This is a genomic window from Herbaspirillum sp. NPDC087042, assembly GCF_044745245.1.
GTDB lineage: Bacteria > Pseudomonadota > Gammaproteobacteria > Burkholderiales > Burkholderiaceae_D > Herbaspirillum.
Genome location: NZ_JBIUZW010000018.1, coordinates 98,352 through 117,305 on the forward strand (window position 1 = coordinate 98,352; position 18,954 = coordinate 117,305).

An 18,954-nucleotide genomic window follows, 5' to 3' on the forward strand; every position below is an offset into this window, starting at 1 on the left:
ATGACCATTTCCCTCAAGCGCCTGGCCGGCCGATCGATGAAGATCGCCGCGCTGGCCCTGGCCATCAGCCTGCCGCTGTCGGCCCACGCCCATCGCCAGTGGCTGCTGCCTTCGGCCACCGTCCTCTCGGGCAGTGAAGCCTGGGTGACGGTGGATGCCGCCGTCTCTAACGACCTGTTCTACTTCGAGCACTTCCCGCTGCGCCTGGATGGCCTGGTGGTGACCGGGCCCGATGGCAAGCCGGTGCAGGCCGTCAATGCCGCCACCGGCAAGTATCGCAGCACCTTCGACGTGCAACTGAGCCAGCCCGGCACCTACAAGATCGCGGTGGTCAACAATGGCGTGTTCGCCAGCTACAAGCTCGATGGCCAGCAAAAGCGCTGGCGCGGCAGCGCCGAGGCCCTGGCCAAGGAAGTGCCGGCCAATGCCACCGAATTGAAGGTGACCCAGATGAACAGCCGCGTGGAGACCTTCGCGACCGCCGGCAAGCCGACCAGGACCGCGCTGGCGACCACCGGCGTGGGCCTGGAGTTGCAGCCCATCACCCATCCCACCGACCTGGTGGCGGGTGACACGGCCAGCTTCCAGCTGCTGCTCGATGGCAAGCCGGCGGCCGGCGTGGAAGTGGAACTGGTGCCGGGCGGCATCCGTTATCGCGACAAGCTGCAGGACAGCAAGCTCAAGACCGATGCCGAGGGCAAGTTCAGCGTGAAGTGGAGCGGCCCCGGCATGTACTGGATGGAGGCCAGCGTGTCCGACCAGAAGACCACGCTGCCGCAAGCCGGCCAGCGTCGTTCCACCTATATCGCCACGGTCGAAGTGCTGCCCTGATCGTCCGCTGAGTGGAGTCCTGGCGCCTGCATTGCAGGCGCCGTTTTTGTTTTGGATTTTGGATACCGACGATGTCCCATCGCGTACTGATCCCCCTCGACATGGAGGCCCCGCCCCGGGTGCCACCCGGCGCGCTCACGCATCGCCTTGGTGGCGCCACCATGGGTACCAGCTGGAGCGTGCAGGCGCTGGCCCCGCGCAGCGTGCCGCGTGAGTGCATCGAAGCGGCCATCACTGCGCAATTGCAGCGGGTCATCGACGAGATGAGCACCTGGCAGCCGGACTCGGTCATCAGCGTCTTCAACCTTGCCCCGGCGGGCAGCTGGCATGCCTTGCCGCCAGCCTTTTGCGCGGTGCTCGATGCGGCCCAGACCATGGCTATCGATAGCGATGGCGCCTTCGATCCTACTGTCGGCCCGCTGGTCGATGTGTGGGGATTCGGCCCCGGTAGCGCGCCGCTGAAGGAGGGTTTGCGCCTGCCGGATGCCGCGCTGTTGCAGGCTACACGCGCGCGCTGTGGCTGGCAGCGCATCGAGTTCGATCGTGCGGCGGGCAAGATCCGTCAGCCTGGTGGCCTGACCCTGGATTTCTCAGGCATCGCCAAGGGCCATGCCGTGGACCTGGTGGCGCAGGCCCTGCGTGAGGCGGGATGCGTGAGCTGGCTGGCCGAGGTGGGTGGCGAATTGTCTGGCTGGGGCGTGAAGGAGGATGGGCAGCCCTATTGGGTGGCGCTGGAACGACCGCCCCAGGACCCCGGCGCGGGGATGACGGTGGCGCTGCACGGACTGGCGGTGGCGACCTCGGGCGACTATCGCCGCTACTTCGACCATCAGGGCCGGCGCTATGCCCACACCCTTGATCCGCGCACGGGCGAGCCGGTGCGTCATGCCCTGGCGTCGGTGACCGTGCTGCACCGGCAATGCATGGTGGCCGATGCGCTGGCGACCGTGTTGACCGTGATGGGGGAGTCCGCCGGACTGGCCTTTGCCCGTCAGCGCGGGATCGCCGCGCTGTTCATCGCCAGCCAGGAAGAGGGCTATCGCGAAACCCTGACGCCGGCCCTGGCCGCGATGCTGGAGTGAGCGTGGACTTGCAGATGCGTTACTTCGTGGCAGCCCTGGTCGCATTGAGCTACCTGGTGTTCTGCGTGCTGACGGTCGTGAAGCATCGTCGCACCCAGCAGCGGCAGCAGGCGCAGTGGGGCGAAGGGCGGCGCGACGCCGTGCTGGTGGCCTTTGCCAGCCAGACCGGGATGGCCGAGCAACTGGCCCTGCAGACCATGCACAGCCTGCGACGGGCCGGCATGGCAGTGCGCATGGCGCCGCTGGGCGACATCACCGAGGCCGATCTGCAGGCGACGCAGCTGGCCCTGTTCGTGGCCAGCACCACGGGCGAGGGCGATGCGCCCGATGCGGCAGCGGGCTTTGCGCAACGGATGGCGCGCACGGCGCCGGAGGCATCGCTGGCCGGGTTGCGATTCGGCGTGCTGGCCCTGGGAGACCGCAGCTATCAGCAATACTGTGCCTTCGGACTGGCCCTGCAAGCCTGGCTGCGACGCCATCATGCCCAGCCGCTCTTCGATGCCATCGAGGTCGACAATGGCGACGCCGGCGCCTTGCGTCACTGGCAGCATCAGTTGAGCGTGCTGAGCGGCCACAGCGATGATGCCGACTGGAGCGCCCCGACCTATGGGCGCTGGCGCCTGGCGCAGCGGCGCCTGTTGAATCCCGGCAGCCTGGGCGATCCGGTGTTCCATCTCGCGCTCACGCCGCTGGATTTGCCTGCCCCGGCGTGGCAGGCCGGCGATATCGCCGAGATCGGCCCGCGCCATGGCGCGGGGGAAGTCCAGCGCTTCATGCAGGCCCTGGGGCTGCAGGACGCGGCCTTGGCGGAAGCACTCGCCGGCTACCAGTTACCCCATGATTCGGCTGGGCGCGAGGCCTTGCGCGGCCTGCCGCCGGCCTCCCTGCTGGCGCAATTGCAGCCCTTGCCGCATCGCGCCTATTCAATCGCTTCGCTGCCGCAGGACGGTGCGCTGGAGTTGCTGGTGCGCCTGATGCACCAGCCCGATGGCCGTCCCGGACTGGGCTCGGGTTGGCTGGGCCTGCATGCAGAGCAAGGGCAGGAGATCGCCCTGCGCGTGCGCAGCAACAGCGCCTTCCACCCACCCGCCGATGAGCGGCCCCTGATCCTGGTGGGCAATGGCACCGGGCTGGCCGGCCTGCGCGCCCATCTGCGCGCACGCGTGGCGGCCGGGCAGCGGCGCAACTGGCTGGTGTTCGGCGAGCGCTCGCGTCAGCACGATTACTTCCATGGCGACGAGATCGACGCCTGGCAGGCGCAGGGCTGGCTGGAGCGCCTGGACCTGGCCTTCTCGCGCGATCAGGCAGAACGTGTCTACGTGCAGGACAAGCTGCGCGAGGCCGCCGATGAACTGCGCACCTGGGTCGGGCAGGGCGCCAGCCTGTATGTCTGCGGCAGCCTGCAGGGCATGGCCGCCGGTGTGGCGGCGGCGCTGGAAGAGGTCCTGGGCGAAGCCACCCTGATCGCCCTGGCAGAGCAGGGACGCTACCGTCGCGACGTGTACTGAGCACTGCCGGCCGGCCCGTTTGTTGTTGCTGGTTCTCCCGGATTTGCCTTTTCTCCCCGTTGCGCGAGAGAATGTCACGTCAAATCAATGAGATAAGAACAACATGAGCATATTCACCAGTCTCCTGCTGATCCTGCTCCTGGTGGTGGTCAGTGCCTTTCTTTCCTGCGCCGAGATTTCCATTGCCGCCGCGCGCAAGATCCGCCTGGAAATGATGTCCAAGGAAGGCGTGCACAATGCTGACCGGGTCCTGGCGCTGCAGGCGCAGCCGGGCAATTTCTTCACCGTGGTGCAGATCGGCCTGAATGCCGTGGCCATCCTGGGCGGCGTGGTCGGCGAGCCGGCCCTGACCCCCCACATGCGCGAGATCATCAGCACCTTCTACACCGGCCCGTGGCTGGAGAACGCCAGTTTTGCCATGTCCTTCCTGGTGGTGACGGCCTTCTTCATCCTCTTTGCCGACCTCATGCCCAAGCGCCTGGCGATGGCCTCGCCGGAGCGCGCCGCGGTGGTGCTGGTCAAGCCCATGCTGCTGCTGGAGACGCTGTTCAGGCCGCTGGTGTGGTTCTTCAACAGCCTCTCGAAGTGGATCTTCACGCTGTTCGGCCTGCCGCAGGTGCGCCAGGATGTGATCACCCCCAACGAAATCCACGCCATGGTCGATGCCGGCGCCCAGGCCGGTGTGCTGCTGACCCAGGAGCATCACCTGATCGAAAACGTGTTCGAGCTGGAAAGCCGCTACGTGCCCTCGGCCATGACGCCGCGCGACAGCATCGTCTACTTCCTGCTCACCGACAGCGAAGCCACGATACGCCAGAAGATCATCGACCATCCGCATTCGCGCTTCCTGGTCTGCGACGGCCATATCGATGCGGTGCTGGGCTACATCGACAGCAAGGACGTCTTGAAGCGCCTGCTCAAAGGTGAGCAGTTCTCGCTGGCCGACAAGGGGCTGGTGCATAGCCCGCTGTCCATCCCCGACAGCCTGAACCTGTGGGAAGTGCTGGAGCGCATGAAGGCCATGGACGAGGACCTGGCCATCGTCGTCAATGAATATGCGCTGGTGGTGGGCATCATCAGCATCACCGATGTCACCGGCGTGTTGATGGGCAACCTGCTGGCCATCACCGAGGAAGAGCAGCAGATCGTGCGGCGCGACGAGAATTCCTGGCTCATGGATGGCCTCACGCCCTTGAACGACGTGATGAACGAGCTGGACATCGACGAATATCCCAACCCGGTCGGCTACGAGACCCTGTCCGGATTCATCATGTACATGCTGCGCAAGATCCCCAAGAAGACCGACTTCGTGCTCTTCTCGGACTTCAAGTTCGAGGTGGTCGATATCGAGGGCAACCGCATCAACCAGTTGCTGGTGACGCGCTTCAAGCAGGACAGGCACGAGAAGGCCGACAAGGAAACGGCGACAAACTGATTCCGGTTTTGAGAGTTTTCCTATGCCCAGCTGGCAGTGAAATGGCGATACTTCAGCGGTCGCCTGTTGGCAAGACTGGTACTCGGGGATAGCAGGCGACGGTAGTCAAGGCAGTACCGCAGCAACCGCTGTAACCGCAGTAGCAGTAACGGTAGTAACCATAGCAGAGATCGTCGTGGGCGAGCCCGCATCCGCAAGGATGCGGGCTTTTTGTTGTACCGTCGGGGGATGCTTGCCGGTGGTGTTCAGCCGCGCAATTGCGCGCCGTGGTTACGCTCGGAGACTTGAGCGTTGAGGGTCCAGAAATCGTACAGCACGCCCAGCAGGAACACGCCGCCGGTGAGCAGGTAGAGGATGCCAGAGAGCCACTTGCCGATGTACATGCGGTGGACGCCGAAGACCCCCAGGAAGGTCAGCAGCAGCCAGGCCACCGAGTAGTTGTTGTCACCACCGACGAAGCGGCGGTCGGCTTCGCGGTCCATCGAGGGAATCAGGAAGAGGTCGACCAGCCAGCCGATGCCGGCCAGGCCGAAGGTGAAGAACCAGATCGTGCCGGAGACGGGCTTGCCGTAATAGAAGCGATGGGCGCCGGTGAATCCGAAGATCCAGAGCAGGTAGCCCAGGGTTTTGCTGTGGGTGTCATTGGTCATGCAGGCTCCATGAAAAGTGCCGGAAAAAGTAATCCGCCCGCGCATTGTAGTGCGCGGGCGGCGTTCCGGCTCATCCATGTGGAGTCACGACGGAGGGAGGAAGTTCGCGTCAGGCCCCCTTGGCCGGCAGGCGGCGCGCACCCGTCAGCGGCCGTTGCACGATCTGCGTCAGCAGCACGCCGACCAGGCTCACACCACCGCCGATGAGGTGGTAGGCATGCATCTCTTCGTGCAGCAACAGGATGGCCAGCAAGGCCGTCAGCAGCGGCAGCAGGTTGATGAAGATGCTGCAGCGATTGGGCCCCAGACGCTTGACGCCCTCGATCCACAGATAGGACAGCAGGATCGAGGAGCCGATGCCGGAGTAGCCGATCAGCGGCAGCGTGCGGGCATCCAGGGCGGCACTGCCGGGGGCCAGCAGCAGGAACTGCGGCAGCATGAACACCAGCCCGGCGATGGCTTGCACATAGATGGCCTGCCAGGCCGGCACGTTCATCTTCCAGTGCTTGAGCAGCACGCCATAGAGCGAATACGACAGCGCGGCCAGCAGCATGAGTGCATCGCCCAGATGGACGCCACCGCGCAGCGCCTGCGAGACATCGCCCTGGCCCACCAGGTAGAGCAGGCCGGCGAAGGACAGTACGCCACCGGCGGCCATGCCCAGCGTCACCGCTTCACCCAGCACCAGCACCGACAGCAGGGCGGTCAGCAAGGGGATCAGGGCGGTGACGATGGCCATGTTGGTGGCCGTGGTGCTGACGGCGGCGCGATAGGACAGGCTCTGGAAAAACGCCATCGCCAGCAGGCCCGAGAGCGCCAGCTTCCACCAGTGACGGCGGATCAGCGCGCGGTTGCGCCACAGCGGACCCAGGACAAAGGGGCTCATCAGCACCAGCAGCAGGATCAGCCGGTAGAAGGTGATGGCCACCGGCGAGATGGCGCTGGCGGCGAGCTTGGAGACGATCACGTTGCCGGCCCACAGGACGATGGCAAGAAAGGGGTAGAGATAGGCGGTCATCGGCATGATGTTCTTTTTTCAGGGTTCAGGGAGGTCAGGGGCTCATCCTGCCCGGTTTGGGGATGTCATTCGCGTGCTAAGATGCCGATACTTAGCGTAGAAGTGACACTCCCGCCTTCTTTATCCATGGACAGCGCCGACTACCAGCACCTGATCGCCGCCGATGCCCCCTGCGGGGCGCTGGCCATCGACTATCCCCATGCGCATGTGATCCCGCCGCATCGCCATCCGCACGCCCAGCTGCTGTATGCCATCGAAGGCGTGCTGTGCGTGGAGACGGCCGACGGCCGCTGGGTAGTGCCACCCACGCGCGGCGTGTGGCTGCAGGCGGACGTGGAGCACCAGGTGCGCATGCGCGGCGCGGTCAAGATGCGTACCGTCTTCATCCATGACGGCCATCTGCCCGGCCTGCCGCTGCAAAGCTGCGTGCTGGATATCCCGCCGTTGTTGCGCGAGCTGATCGTGGCCGCCGTCGGCCTGGGGCAGGGGACCGAACTGGCACCGGCATCGCGCGCCTGGCATCTGCTGCACCTGCTGGTGATGGAGTTGCGCTCGGTGCCGGTATTGCCGCTCTACCTGCCGCTGCCGGCCGATCCCGGCCTGCGTCGCCAGTGCGAGGCGCTGATGCAGGAGCCCGATCTGCAGCTGACGGTGGAGCAACTGGCCGACCAGCTGCACATTGCCACGCGCACCTTCCACCGTCGTTTCCGCGCCGGCACCGGCATGCGCTTCGCTCACTGGCGCCAGCAGGCCCGGCTGCTCCTGGCGCTGGAACAGCTGGCGCGTGGCGACAAGGTCATCGACGTCGCGCTGGCGCATGGCTACACCAGCCAGAGCGCCTTCGCCGCCATGTTCCGCAAGCATTTCGGCAGCGTGCCCAGCCGGTTTTTCCGTAATGTCGACGAGGTGCTTGGCTAGCTTGCAACGATGCGCATTTGCCACGCCAGCGGCACGCTTTGGGGCGCTTGCCCGCAAGAAAAGCTCAACTGGTATAAACTGTGAAGCTTCAGGAGGCACAGAACCTCCATCCCCCTTCACTCGCCAATCCGTTGCAATCGTGCGACCTTCGCTGCTCATTCCGCTTATTGTCGGCTGTGCGCTGTTCATGGAAAACATGGACGCCACCGTGCTGGCCACCTCCCTTCCTGCGCTTGCGCGCGATCTCAACCAGGATCCGATCACCCTCAAGCTGGCCATGACGTCCTACGTGGCGGCACTGGGTGTGTTCATTCCTATCTCCGGCTGGATGGCCGACAAGCTGGGGGCGCGCAAGGTCTTCAGCGCCGCCATGGTGGTCTTCATGGCCGGTTCGATCCTGTGCTCGATCTCGGGCTCGCTGGTCACCTTCGTGGCGGCGCGCTTCCTGCAGGGCATAGGCGGGGCCATGATGGTGCCGGTGGGCCGGGTCATCATCGCCCGTTCGGTGGACAAGTCCGAGCTGGTCAAGGCGGTCAGCTACCTGACCTTGCCAGCGCTGCTAGGGCCGGTGGTGGGGCCGCTGCTGGGGGGCTTCATCACCACCTATTTCCATTGGCGCTGGGTGTTCCTGATCAATATCCCGTTCTGCTTCCTGGGCCTGTATCTGGCGCAGCGTTTCATCCAGAACTTCGTCGAGGATGATCCCGCGCCGCTGGATGCCAAGGGTTTCGTGCTCACGTCGGTGGGGGCGGCCATGATCATGCTGGGACTGTCGCTGTTCGGCAGCCACCTGGTCGATGGCGCCACACCGGTGGCGATGTGTGCCATCGGCGTGATCGCGCTGGCGATGTACTACCGCCACTCGACCCAGATCGAGTATCCCTTGCTGGATTTCCGCCTGCTGCGCATTCCCACGCTGCATGCCAGCGTGGTGGGCGGCTCGCTGTTCCGCATCGGCATCGGTGCCGTGCCTTTCCTGCTGCCGCTGGCCTTGCAGGAAGGCCTGGGCATGACCGCCTTCCAGGCCGGCAGCATCACCTGTGCCTCGGCCTTCGGCTCGCTGTTCATCCGCTTGCTGGCCAGCCGCGTGCTGCGCCGCTATGGTTTCCGCACGGTGCTGATGGTCAATGCGGTGTTTGCCGGCATCGCCCTAGCGGCCTATGGCATCTTCAGCATGCACACGCCTTACCTGCTGATCGTCGCCATCGTGCTCATGGGTGGCGTGTTCCCGGCGCTGCAATTCACCTGCCTGAACTCCATCGCTTACGCCGACATCGACAACCGCGACGCTGGCCGCGTCACCAGCCTGGCCAGCGTGATCCAGCAATTGTCGCTGGGCCTGGGCGTGACGGTGGCGGGTATCGCGCTGCAATTGTCCAATCACGTGCAAGGGCATGAGACCATCGTCGAAGCCGACTTCTGGCCGGTCTTCCTGGTGATCGGCCTGTTCTCGGTGGCCTCGGTGCCCATCAGCGGCAAGCTGCCGCGCAACGCCGGACTGGAACTGTCGCAGGGTAAATAAGGGACTGGTATGATGCCGGTCATCCCTCGTGACCGGAGACCCTGCACCATGTCCCATCCTTCCTCTTCGCTGCGCCGCCTGGTGGCGGCCAGCTGCCTGCTCGCCAGCTGCGGCGCCTTCGCTTTCTCCCTGTCCGACCTGAGCAACCAGGACGCCACCGCCGGCCTGAAGGCGGCGCTGGAGAAGGGCGCTAATACCGCCGTGTCCAACCTGGGCCGGCAAAACGGCTTCCTCGACAACGACAAGGTCAAGATCCACCTGCCCAGCGCCCTGGAGCAAGCCATGCCCATCATCCGCATGACCGGGCAGGGCGCCCAGGTCGATGCCCTGGTGACTGACATGAACCATGCCGCCGAAGCCGCCGTGCCGCTGGCCAAACCGCTGCTGGTCAATGCGGTCAAGTCCATGTCGGTCACCGATGCCAAGAACATCCTCAGCGGCGGCGACACCTCGGTGACCGATTTCTTCCGCCAGAAGACCTCGGGTGACCTGGCGGTGAAGTTCCTGCCCATCGTCAAGCAGATCACCGACAAGAATGGTCTCTCGGGCCGCTACAACGCCGTCATGGGCCAGGTCGCCAAGACCGGCCTGGTCAGCGGCGACCAGAGCACCGTCGAGGGCTATGTCACCCAGCGCGCGCTGGATGGCTTGTTCCTGATGATCGGCGAGGAAGAAAAGGCCATCCGCAAGGACCCGGTGGGAACCGGCAGCGCCATCATCGGCAAGGTGTTCGGCGCCTTGCACTGACATCGACGCACACTATCGGCCTGACCGGCCGGACTGGCTATCTCGACATCGCCGCTTCCGAAGAGGGAGCGGCGATTTTTTTTGCGCGAATTTCTTGTCGGCCAAGCTCGGCAGGGACCGCCAGGGGCAAGGGATGGCGGCGGATTGGACGTTTACGCTTTGCAGTCTTTTAACGACATTTTCGATGCCGTTGGGAACTTTTTAAAGCGCTTCATATCTGCAAGTTATGGATTCAAATTCCTACATTGCTGGACAGCATTAAGCAATTGCATTAAACTATCGTTTGTCTTAGCGACATTTCTTGTTCAACAACGACTCTCAGCAGTGTCCGATCCGCGTTAGCGGGTTGTCCAAATTTCCGGCTGGCAGCGCGAACGCAACTCCGTCCTCCACGGTAAGCCGTTCCCATCCCTGTCCGGTATGCATCATGCCGAGGCTGGCTTCATCGCTTCGGTTTCATCGCTGCCCTGCAGCTTTCGGTTCGCATCCAAACGATACGCCCAGATGGGCAAGCGAACCCCTGAAAACTTGACTCTACAACCCGTCGTCGCGGCGTCATGTCGTGCCGGCTATACCAACAGGGGGTAACATGACACGTGTTCGTCACGTCTTCGCCGGCGCTATCGGGATTGCGCTGGTCCTTGCAGGCCTGGTCTGGTGGATCGGTCCGGACGTCATCCAGAAGTACCGCGGTGACCTGGTCTACTACACCGGCAAGCACCTGGAACTGGTGTTCTGTTCCATGGCGCTGGCCCTGGCCACCGGCATTCCCGCTGGTATCGCGCTGTCGCGTCCTTCGATGCAGCGCAGTGCAGAAAAATTCATCCAGATCTTCAACATCGGCAACACCATCCCGTCGATCGCGGTGCTGGCGCTGGCGCTGGCCTTCTTCGGCATCGGCAATGGCCCGACCATCCTGGCCCTGTGGCTGGCCTCGCTCCTGCCCATCGTGCGCAACACCTACGAGGGCTTGAAGAACGTGCCGGCCGCCATGAAGGAAGCCGCGCGCGGCATCGGCATGAAGCCCTACCAGATCCTGTTGCGCGTGGAATTGCCCAATGCGCTGCCCATCATCGTGGGTAGTGTGCGCACCGCGCTGGCCATCAATGTGGGCACCGCGCCGCTGTCGATGCTGATCGGCGGCGAAAGCCTGGGCGGCCTGATCTTCCCCGGCATCTATCTCAACAACCACGGCCAGCTGTTGCTGGGCGCTGCCGCCACGGCCTTGCTGGCCCTGGTGCTCGATGCCCTGGTGACGACCCTGTCGAGCTGCTACCTGGCACGACGCGGCCTGCGCACCTGATGCAGGTTTCCATCACAAGAATGGCCGCATGCCGTCATCACGGCGCAGCGGCAGAGAGGACAGCATGACATCCAAGACCATCGTCAAAACCGCCCTGTGCGCCCTCGCCATGGGCCTGGCCCTGTTCGGCACGGCCGGCGCACAAGCGCAGAACCTGGTCATCGGCGGCAAGAACTTCACCGAGCAGTTGCTGCTCTCGGACATGACCGCGCAATACCTGCGCGCCAAGGGCTATGACACCGAACTCAAGAACGGCCTCGGTACCACGCTGATGCGCTCGGCGCTGGAGAGCGGCCAGCTCGACATCGTCTGGGATTACACCGGCACCGCGCTGATCGTCTACAACCACATCGAAGACAAGCTCGATCCGGAGCAGATCTACCAGAAGGTCAAGGCGCTGGATGCCCCGCGCGGCCTGGCCTGGCTCAATGAGTCCGGGCTCAACAACACCTATGCCTTCGCCATGCCGCGCAAGCTGGCCGAGCAATACGGCATCCACACGCTGCAGGACCTGGCCGATCGCATCAATGCCGACGACCGCGAGGGTGGCAAGCCACACCTCATGGGCGTGGACTACGAGTTCGCCTCCCGTCCCGATGGCCTGGGTCCGATGCAGGACCTGTACGGCTTCAGGCTGGAGCGCAGCGAGGTCAAGCAGATGGACCCCGGTCTGGTCTATACGGCCCTGAAGAACGAACAGCTCTTCGTCGGCCTGACCTATGCCTCGGACGGTCGTATCAAGGGTTTCGACCTGCAGCTGCTGGACGATGACAAGGGCTACTTCGCCGCCTACAAGGCCACCCCGGTGGTGCGCCAGGACATCCTGGACAAGAACCCCGCGCTGGCCGGGCAACTCAATGCGCTGGCCGCCAAGATCGACACGGCCACCATGACCGAACTGAACAAGCGCGTCGACATCGACCAGGAACCGGTGGCCAAGGTGGCGGCCGACTTCCTCAAGCAAGCCGGCCTGATCTGAGGAGGACACCATGAACATCTTCCAATACCTGCAATCAGACTGGCCCACCATCCTGGAACTGACCCTGCAACACCTGAAGCTGGTGGGCATTGCGGTCAGCCTGGCCATCATCGTGGGCGTGCCGCTGGGCATCCTGATCGTGCGCGTGCGCTGGCTGGCTGGTCCCCTGATGGGGCTGGCTACGGTGGTGCTGACCCTGCCCTCGATCGCGCTGTTCGGCCTGATGATCCCAGTGTTCTCGCAATTCGGCGCGGGCATCGGCCCCTTGCCGGCGATCACGGCCGTGTTCCTGTATTCGCTGCTGCCGATCATGCGCAACACCTACCTGGCGCTGGAGAACATCGAAGCCGGCATCAAGGAAGCCGGCATCGGCATCGGCATGACCTTCTGGCAGCGCCTGCGCATGGTGGACCTGCCGCTGGCCGTGCCGGTGATCCTGGGCGGCGTGCGCACCGCCGTGGTGATGAATATCGGTGTGATGGCCATTGCGGCGGTCATCGGTGCCGGTGGGCTGGGGGTGCTGATCCTGCACGCCATCAGCCAGAGCAACATGCAAAAACTCGTGGTCGGCGCCGTGATGATCAGCGTCCTTGCGATCATCGCCGACACCCTGCTGCAACGACTGCAGAAAATCCTGACACCGAAAGGAGTTCAAAAATGATCGAATTAGACCAACTCAGCAAGACCTACACCCAAAAGGATGGCGCCCAGGTCAAGGCAGTGGATGCCGTCAGCCTGAAGGTGGCCGAAGGCGAGATCTGTGTCTTCCTCGGCCCCTCCGGGTGCGGCAAGACCACCACGCTGAAGATGATCAATCGTCTCATCAACCCGACCTCGGGCCGCGTGCTGTTGAACGGCCAGGACACCTCCGGCATCGATGAGGTGGAGCTGCGTCGTCACATCGGTTATGTGATCCAGCAGATCGGCCTGTTCCCCAACATGACCATCGAGGAAAACATCACCATCGTCCCGCGCCTCTTGGGCTGGGACAAGAAGCGCTGCCAGGAACGCGCCACCGAACTGATGGCCATGGTGGCGCTGGATCCCAAGAAATTCCTCAAGCGCTATCCGCGTGAACTGTCCGGCGGCCAGCAACAGCGCATCGGCGTCATCCGCGCGCTGGCGGCGGATGCCCCGGTGCTGCTGATGGACGAACCCTTTGGCGCGGTCGATCCGATCAACCGCGAATCGATCCAGAACGAGTTCTTCCAGATGCAGCGCCAGTTGAACAAGACCGTCATCATGGTCAGCCACGATATTGACGAAGCCATCAAGCTGGGCGACAAGGTAGCCGTATTCCGTGCCGGCAAGCTGGTGCAGTTCGACACGCCCGACACCTTGCTGGCGCGTCCCAAGGATGATTTCGTCGGCGCCTTCGTGGGCCAGGACCACACCTTGAAGCGCCTGCTGCTGGTGCGTGCCGGCGAGGCCGCCACCACGCCGCCCACCGCCCAGCCGGACGTGTCCTGCGACCAGGCCCTGGCGCTCATGGACGACCAGGATGCACGCTATCTCACCATCATCGATGCCGACAACCGCGCCGTGGGTTACCTGACCCGCCGCGATGTGCGCGGCAGCAGCGGCGTGGCCGAGCAGAAGGTGCGCCCCTTCACCATGAACGCGGCACCCGACGAGAACCTGCGCGTGGTGCTCTCCAAGATGTACAAGCACAGCACCAGCTGGATGCCGGTCATTGCCAACGATGGCGGCTACCTGGGCGAGGTGACGCAGGACTCGATTGCCAGCTACCTCAGCTCGGGCAAGTCGCGCGGGATGGCGATGGTGGCGTGATCTGCCGCCGATGTCCTGAATGAAGAGCAGGAAGCTAAGGGAAGGGCAATGCGTAGGCATTGCCCTTTTTCATTGGGCCGCCTTCAGGTCTTCCAGGAAGGCCGCCACGATGGGTTCGTCGACGCTGTTGCGATTGGTCACCACGCTGATGCCGACCTCATAGGACAGCTGGGTCCGGTTCAGGGCCCGCATCTGCCCGCGGGCCACATATTCGCGGCCCATCTCCTCGGGCAGGTAACCCAGGTGCTGGCCCGAGAGGATGAGGATGGACATGGCTTCCATGTTGCCGGTCACGGCCATGATGTTGCGCCGGTGGATGGGCACGTGGCCCGGCGGCACCGGATAGTCGCGCCAGGCCCAGGCATGCTGCGCGGCCTGTTCCGGGTCGATCTCGCCGGGATGGTCGAACAGCGGGTGGGGCGGGGCGCAATAGGCCACCTGGCGCTCCAGCATCAGTTGCGTGTACTGCAGGGCGGTGACGCGGCGCCAGAAGTAGCCGATGGCGACCTGGATGCTGCCGTTCAGCAGCATCTCTTCCAGCTCGCTGGGCGTGCGCACCAGCAGTTCGATGCGCACTGCCTCGTCGCGCTGGCGAAACTGGCGGATCACGTCCGACAGGCGGGTGTTGTGATGGGCCGGGGTGTGGCCGATCAGGCCGATGGAGAGGGTGCCGACCAGGCGCTTGTCCAGATTGCGCGCTTCCATGCCGAACTCGGAGAGTGCATCCATCATGCGGCGCGCCGAATCGGCAAACTTCTCGCCCTTGGCGGTGAGCCTGAATCCGGCCCGGCCCCGCTCGCAGAGGCGAAAGCCCAGGCGCGTTTCCAGCGTGGTCAGCTGCGCGCTGATGGTGGACTGGCCCACATTGAGCTTGGCCTGTGCCGCCGAGACGCCATGGGAATCGACCACGGCCAGGAAGACACGGATGAGGCGCAGGTCGAGATCGAAGACATTGTTGAGCATGGCTGGGCAGGGAGGCGGAAGGCGCCCTGATTTTACATCGATGGCAATCGATGTAAACCTCGCTAGATCGATATATCCTGCTTCGTCATCGCTGGCTAGAATGCGTTCAATCTTAGCCAGGATACAAGGAAGATCATCGATGGAACATACACTCTATCAACCCCTGGGCGGCAATGTCATGCCCCGTTTCGGCGGTATCGCCACCATGATGCGCCTGCCCTGCGTGGAAGATCCGGCCGGGCTGGATGTGGGCTTTGTCGGCGTGCCGCTGGATATCGGCACCTCCAACCGTTCCGGTACACGCTTCGGGCCACGCCAGATCCGCAGCGAGTCGGTGCTGCTGCGTCCCTACAACATGGCCACCCGCGCCGCGCCTTTCGATTCGCTCAAGGTGGCCGATCTAGGCGATATCGCCTTGAATCCCTACAGCCTGCTGGATTCGGTGCGCATGATCGAGGAGGGTTACGATCGCATCTACGCCACCGGCTGCAAGACCATCAGCCTGGGCGGCGACCACACCATGACCCTGCCCATCCTGCGCGCCATGGCACGCCACCGGGGGCCGGTCGGGCTGATCCATGTGGACGCCCATGCCGACGTCAACGACACCATGAACGGCGAGAAGATCGCCCACGGCACGCCCTTCCGGCGCGCCTTCGAAGAAGGCCTGCTGGACCCCAAGCGGGTGGTGCAGATCGGCCTGCGCGGTACCGGCTACCACGCCGATGACTTCGACTGGTGCCGCGCCCAGGGCTTTCGCGTGGTGCAGGCCGAGGAGTGCTGGCATCGCTCGCTGGCGCCGTTGATGGAAGAGGTGCGCGCGCAGATGGGCGACGGGCCGGTCTATCTCACCTTCGACATCGATGGTCTCGATCCGGCCTTCGCTCCCGGCACCGGCACGCCGGAAATCGGCGGGCTCACCGTGCAGCAGGGGCTGGAAATCATCCGGGGCTGCAAGGGCCTCGATATCGTCTCGGCTGACGTGGTGGAGGTGTCGCCACCCTATGACCAGGCCGGCACCACCGCACTGGTGGCGGCCAACCTGGCCTACGAGATGCTCTGCGTCTTCCCCGGCGTGAACTACCGGGCCTGAAAACGACAACGCCCGCATCGGTTGATGCGGGCGTTGTCGTTTGATTGCGTGGCTGCCAGAGGCGGGTTCAGTTCAACTGCTTGTGCATGAACATCGCCTTGCCGGTCTCGGCCTTCAATTCATAGCCTTCGAAGCCGGAGGCGCGATACAGCGAACGCGCTACCGTATTGCCTTCCAGGACTTCCAGCGTCAGCTTGCAGCAGCCCAGTGCACGGGCTTGCTGTTCCACGCTGGCCAGCAATTGCCTGGCCACGCCCTGGCCACGATAGGCCGGCATCACCGCCAGGTCATGCAGGTTCAGCAGCGGCTTGCAGGAGAAGGTCGAGAAACCTTCGATGCAGGTCGCCAGGCCGGCCGGGGTGTCGCCGTCGAAGGCCAGGAAGACATGGGCGGTGGGACGTTTCTTCAGCTCGCTCGCCAGGTTCTGGCGCACGTAGTCGGACAGTTCCTGTCCGCCACCCATGGCGTCTGACGCGTAGGCGTTCAGGGTCTCGAAGAGCGCCGCCGCGTGGGCGGCGTTGTCGAGATCGGCCTTGACGATAGAAACACCCATGTCTTCCCTTTCCTGTTATCGAAATTGAATCGAAGCTGGTGCTGCGGTCTTACTTGCCGCTGGCGCGCGAACCGCCATGCGTCAGTGCGGACGGGCGCGGACCGCCCTGGCGTTGCTGGCCTTGGCTGCGTGCAGGTGCGGCGTTGGCCGGACGGGGCGCGCGATTGGCGTTGTTGCCACCATTGCCACCGCCGTTGCCACCGTGGCCGGCTTGACCACCTTGGCCACCTTGACCGCGACCACCCTGGCCGCGCGGTGCGTTGCCATTGCCTGGCGCACGCGGCTTGGCTTGCTGGGCCGCGCCGGCACCGGCACCGGCATTGGCCGGCTTGGCGCCGCCGTTACCATTGCCATTGCCCGTTGCAGCCGGCTTGCGCGGTGCATTGCGCTGGCCGCCGCGTCCGCCGCCACCGTTCTGGTGACGACCCTGGCCGCTGCGCAGCTGGATCGGCTGCGGCTTGGCGGTGGGATCCGGTTCGAAGCCGGCGATCACTTCCACAGGGATCTCGCGCTTGATGAAGCGCTCGATGTCGTGCAGCAGGTCGCGCTCGTCCACGCAGACCAGCGACACGGCTTCACCGGTGGCGCCGGCGCGGCCGGTACGGCCGATGCGGTGGACATAGTCTTCGGGGACGTTGGGCAGGTCATAGTTGACCACGTGCGGCAACTGGTCGATGTCGATACCGCGTGCGGCGATGTCGGTGGCGATCAGGGCGGTCAGCTTGCCGTCCTTGAATTCGGCCAGCGCCTTGGTACGTGCCGACTGGCTCTTGTTACCGTGGATCGCCATGGCGGTGATGCCGTCGCGGGCCAGTTGTTCGACCAGCTTGTTGGCGCCGTGCTTGGTGCGGGTGAAGACCAGCACCTGCTTCCACTGGTGGGTCTTGATCAGGTGCGCCAGCATCGGGTGCTTCTTGTCGCGGTCGACCGGGTGCATCTTTTGCGCGATCACTTCCACGGTGGAGTTGCGGCGCGCCACTTCGATCAGGGCCGGGTTGTTCAGCAGGCTGTCGGCCAGCTTCTTGATCTCGTCAGCGAAGGTGGCCGAGAACAGCAGGTTCTGGCGCTTGGGCGGCAAGGCGGCGAGCACCTTGCGGATGTCACGGATGAAGCCCATGTCCAGCATGCGGTCGGCTTCGTCCAGCACCAGGATCTGGATGTGCTGCAGGTTCACGGTGCCTTGCTGCATGTGGTCCAGCAGGCGGCCGGGCGTGGCCACCAGGATATCGACGCCACGCTTCAGGAGGGTGATCTGCGGATTGATGCCGACACCGCCGAAGATGCAGGCGGAGGTCAGCGGCAGGTACTTGCCGTACTGGCGCACGCTTTCCTCGACCTGGGCCGCCAGTTCGCGGGTGGGGGCCAGGATCAGTGCGCGGATGGGCAACTGACCGTTGATCTTGTTGCGCGGCATGGCCGAGAGGCGTTGCAGCAGCGGCAGGGTGAAGCCGGCGGTCTTGCCGGTGCCGGTCTGGGCGCCGGCCAGCAGGTCACCACCGGAGAGCACTGCGGGAACAGCCTGGGCCTGGATCGGGGTGGGGGAGGTATAGCCTTGTTCGGAAACGGCACGAACGATTTCGTCGGACAAGCCGAGCGCAGAAAATGACATGAGACTCTGAAAATGGGTTTGGCCTGTGGCCCCGTACGGGCGCCAGTCGCAGGCAAACGGGTTGGAACTTGAGGAGGACGCGGACTTGACTGGCTATACGCCGCGAAGGCCGCAGTATAACAGCGCAGCCCGCGGCGAACGTGGTTTGGCGAGATTTATTTTGCGGTGCGGGACTTCCTGGCAGGCCAGCTCATCCTTGCTGGCGCGCCAGGAAGTCCTGCACGGGTGGCAACACCAGTGCGCTTTGCATCAGGCCGCCGAAATGGGTGACGCCGGGCAGGCTGACGAATTCTCCGCGGGGCAGCGCGGCGGCGGTGCGCTGGACGGCGGCGTGGCGGGCATCGGCGTCGCCACAGAAGAGCAGGCAGGGCAGGTCCATGCGGGCCAGCAGGTCTTCCTGCGAGGGGCGCGGCTGCTGGGCGGCGGCGGCCAGCGCCACCAGGTCGTTGGCGCGGATGAGCATCTGCACCTGGGGCGAGATGCGCTCATCGAGGAGTTGCTCGAAGGTGGCGATGAAGGCCTCGGGGTCCTGTCCATCGATGCCGTGAAAGCCGTCCCAGCTGCGATCCTCGAAGGGGTGGGCGGCGCCCAGGATCAGGCTGGACAGTCGCTGTGGCGCATGGCGCACCAGCCCGTAGCCGACCCAGCCGCCCAGCGAATAGCCGAAGAAATGGGCGCGCTCGATCTGCAGCGCATCCAGCACGGCCAGGGCATCGCGGCAGCGCTGCTGCTGGGTGTAGGCACTGCTGTCGTGTGGCTTGTCGCTTTGTCCATGGCCCAGCGCATCGAAGAGGATGACGCGATAGCGTTCGCGCAACACGGCTGTGAAGCCGAAGAAGCGCCAGGCTTCCAGGCTGCTGGTGAAACCGTGGTGCAGCAACAGTGGCGGGCCATTGCCCTCGACCTGATAGTGGATACGGCGATTGTCGCTGATGGCAAAGGGCATGCGCTT

The 18,954-nt window shown here is 64.4% G+C and carries 18 protein-coding genes; 12 read left to right on the forward strand and 6 right to left on the reverse strand.

Annotated features, from left to right (window positions below; genetic code table 11):
* The 4 genes from ACIPHN_RS21900 to ACIPHN_RS21915 all read left to right on the forward strand — a co-directional run bounded on the left by ACIPHN_RS21900 (position 1) and on the right by ACIPHN_RS21915 (position 4,856).
* Positions 1-831 (forward strand): DUF4198 domain-containing protein, encoded by an 831-nt coding sequence (locus ACIPHN_RS21900; RefSeq protein ID WP_400440104.1) that lies wholly within the window; start codon positions 1-3, stop codon positions 829-831.
* A gap of 71 nt (positions 832-902) precedes the next feature.
* Positions 903-1,913: an FAD:protein FMN transferase gene (locus tag ACIPHN_RS21905; protein ID WP_400440107.1), complete on the forward strand. Its 1,011-nt coding sequence runs from the start codon at positions 903-905 to the stop codon at positions 1,911-1,913.
* Between the two features lie 14 nt (positions 1,914-1,927).
* The gene (locus ACIPHN_RS21910) at positions 1,928-3,421 is read left to right on the forward strand and encodes a sulfite reductase subunit alpha (RefSeq protein ID WP_400440184.1); all 1,494 of its coding nucleotides are present in this window, start codon (positions 1,928-1,930) and stop codon (positions 3,419-3,421) included.
* 103 nt (positions 3,422-3,524) lie between these two features.
* Positions 3,525-4,856 carry a hemolysin family protein gene (locus ACIPHN_RS21915; protein WP_400440110.1) on the forward strand — a complete coding sequence of 444 codons (1,332 nt, stop codon included), beginning with the start codon at positions 3,525-3,527 and terminating at the stop codon, positions 4,854-4,856.
* Between the two features lie 245 nt (positions 4,857-5,101).
* Here ACIPHN_RS21915 and ACIPHN_RS21920 read toward each other — a convergent pair whose 3' ends face one another.
* Complete coding sequence (locus tag ACIPHN_RS21920; RefSeq protein ID WP_400440112.1) at positions 5,102-5,506, reverse strand: NINE protein; 405 nt, start codon at positions 5,504-5,506, stop codon at positions 5,102-5,104.
* A gap of 109 nt (positions 5,507-5,615) precedes the next feature.
* Positions 5,616-6,530: a DMT family transporter gene (locus tag ACIPHN_RS21925; protein WP_400440115.1), complete on the reverse strand. Its 915-nt coding sequence runs from the start codon at positions 6,528-6,530 to the stop codon at positions 5,616-5,618.
* 120 nt (positions 6,531-6,650) lie between these two features.
* On the opposite strand from ACIPHN_RS21925, the gene ACIPHN_RS21930 reads away from it, so the two are divergent.
* From ACIPHN_RS21930 to ACIPHN_RS21960, 7 genes are all read left to right on the forward strand, one after another.
* A complete protein-coding gene (locus tag ACIPHN_RS21930; protein ID WP_400440117.1) occupies positions 6,651-7,442 on the forward strand; it encodes an AraC family transcriptional regulator in 792 nt (263 codons plus the stop codon).
* Positions 7,443-7,629: 187 nt separating this feature from the next.
* Complete coding sequence (locus tag ACIPHN_RS21935; RefSeq protein WP_400440120.1) at positions 7,630-8,964, forward strand: MFS transporter; 1,335 nt, start codon at positions 7,630-7,632, stop codon at positions 8,962-8,964.
* A gap of 48 nt (positions 8,965-9,012) precedes the next feature.
* Positions 9,013-9,711, forward strand: coding sequence for a DUF4197 domain-containing protein (locus ACIPHN_RS21940; RefSeq protein WP_400440122.1), 699 nt, complete (start codon positions 9,013-9,015; stop codon positions 9,709-9,711).
* 589 nt (positions 9,712-10,300) lie between these two features.
* Entirely contained in the window at positions 10,301-11,014 is a 714-nt protein-coding gene (locus tag ACIPHN_RS21945) for an ABC transporter permease (protein ID WP_400440125.1), read from the forward strand.
* A 64-nt stretch (positions 11,015-11,078) separates the two neighbouring features.
* Positions 11,079-11,993 (forward strand): glycine betaine ABC transporter substrate-binding protein, encoded by a 915-nt coding sequence (locus tag ACIPHN_RS21950; protein ID WP_400440127.1) that lies wholly within the window; start codon positions 11,079-11,081, stop codon positions 11,991-11,993.
* A gap of 10 nt (positions 11,994-12,003) precedes the next feature.
* Positions 12,004-12,654, forward strand: coding sequence for an ABC transporter permease (locus tag ACIPHN_RS21955; RefSeq protein ID WP_400440130.1), 651 nt, complete (start codon positions 12,004-12,006; stop codon positions 12,652-12,654).
* Positions 12,651-13,784 (forward strand): ABC transporter ATP-binding protein, encoded by a 1,134-nt coding sequence (locus tag ACIPHN_RS21960; RefSeq protein ID WP_400440133.1) that lies wholly within the window; start codon positions 12,651-12,653, stop codon positions 13,782-13,784. Before ACIPHN_RS21955 ends, ACIPHN_RS21960 begins: the two co-directional genes overlap by 4 nt.
* Before the next feature lie 69 nt (positions 13,785-13,853).
* Here ACIPHN_RS21960 and ACIPHN_RS21965 read toward each other — a convergent pair whose 3' ends face one another.
* On the reverse strand, positions 13,854-14,747 hold the full coding sequence (locus ACIPHN_RS21965) for a LysR family transcriptional regulator (protein ID WP_400440136.1): 894 nt from the start codon (positions 14,745-14,747) through the stop codon (positions 13,854-13,856).
* Between the two features lie 139 nt (positions 14,748-14,886).
* Between ACIPHN_RS21965 and speB the strand changes: the two genes are divergently transcribed.
* A complete protein-coding gene (gene speB, locus ACIPHN_RS21970; protein ID WP_400440139.1) occupies positions 14,887-15,840 on the forward strand; it encodes an agmatinase in 954 nt (317 codons plus the stop codon).
* A gap of 67 nt (positions 15,841-15,907) precedes the next feature.
* Here the strand turns inward: speB and ACIPHN_RS21975 are convergent, their stop codons facing one another.
* The 3 genes from ACIPHN_RS21975 to ACIPHN_RS21985 form a co-directional block, all read right to left on the reverse strand.
* The gene (locus ACIPHN_RS21975) at positions 15,908-16,393 is read right to left on the reverse strand and encodes a GNAT family N-acetyltransferase (RefSeq protein ID WP_400440141.1); all 486 of its coding nucleotides are present in this window, start codon (positions 16,391-16,393) and stop codon (positions 15,908-15,910) included.
* A gap of 49 nt (positions 16,394-16,442) precedes the next feature.
* Positions 16,443-18,002, reverse strand: a complete 1,560-nt coding sequence (locus ACIPHN_RS21980; RefSeq protein ID WP_400440144.1) for a DEAD/DEAH box helicase — start codon at positions 18,000-18,002, stop codon at positions 16,443-16,445.
* 190 nt (positions 18,003-18,192) lie between these two features.
* Positions 18,193-18,948 carry an alpha/beta fold hydrolase gene (locus ACIPHN_RS21985; protein WP_400440146.1) on the reverse strand — a complete coding sequence of 252 codons (756 nt, stop codon included), beginning with the start codon at positions 18,946-18,948 and terminating at the stop codon, positions 18,193-18,195.
* Positions 18,949-18,954 lie beyond the last annotated feature (6 nt).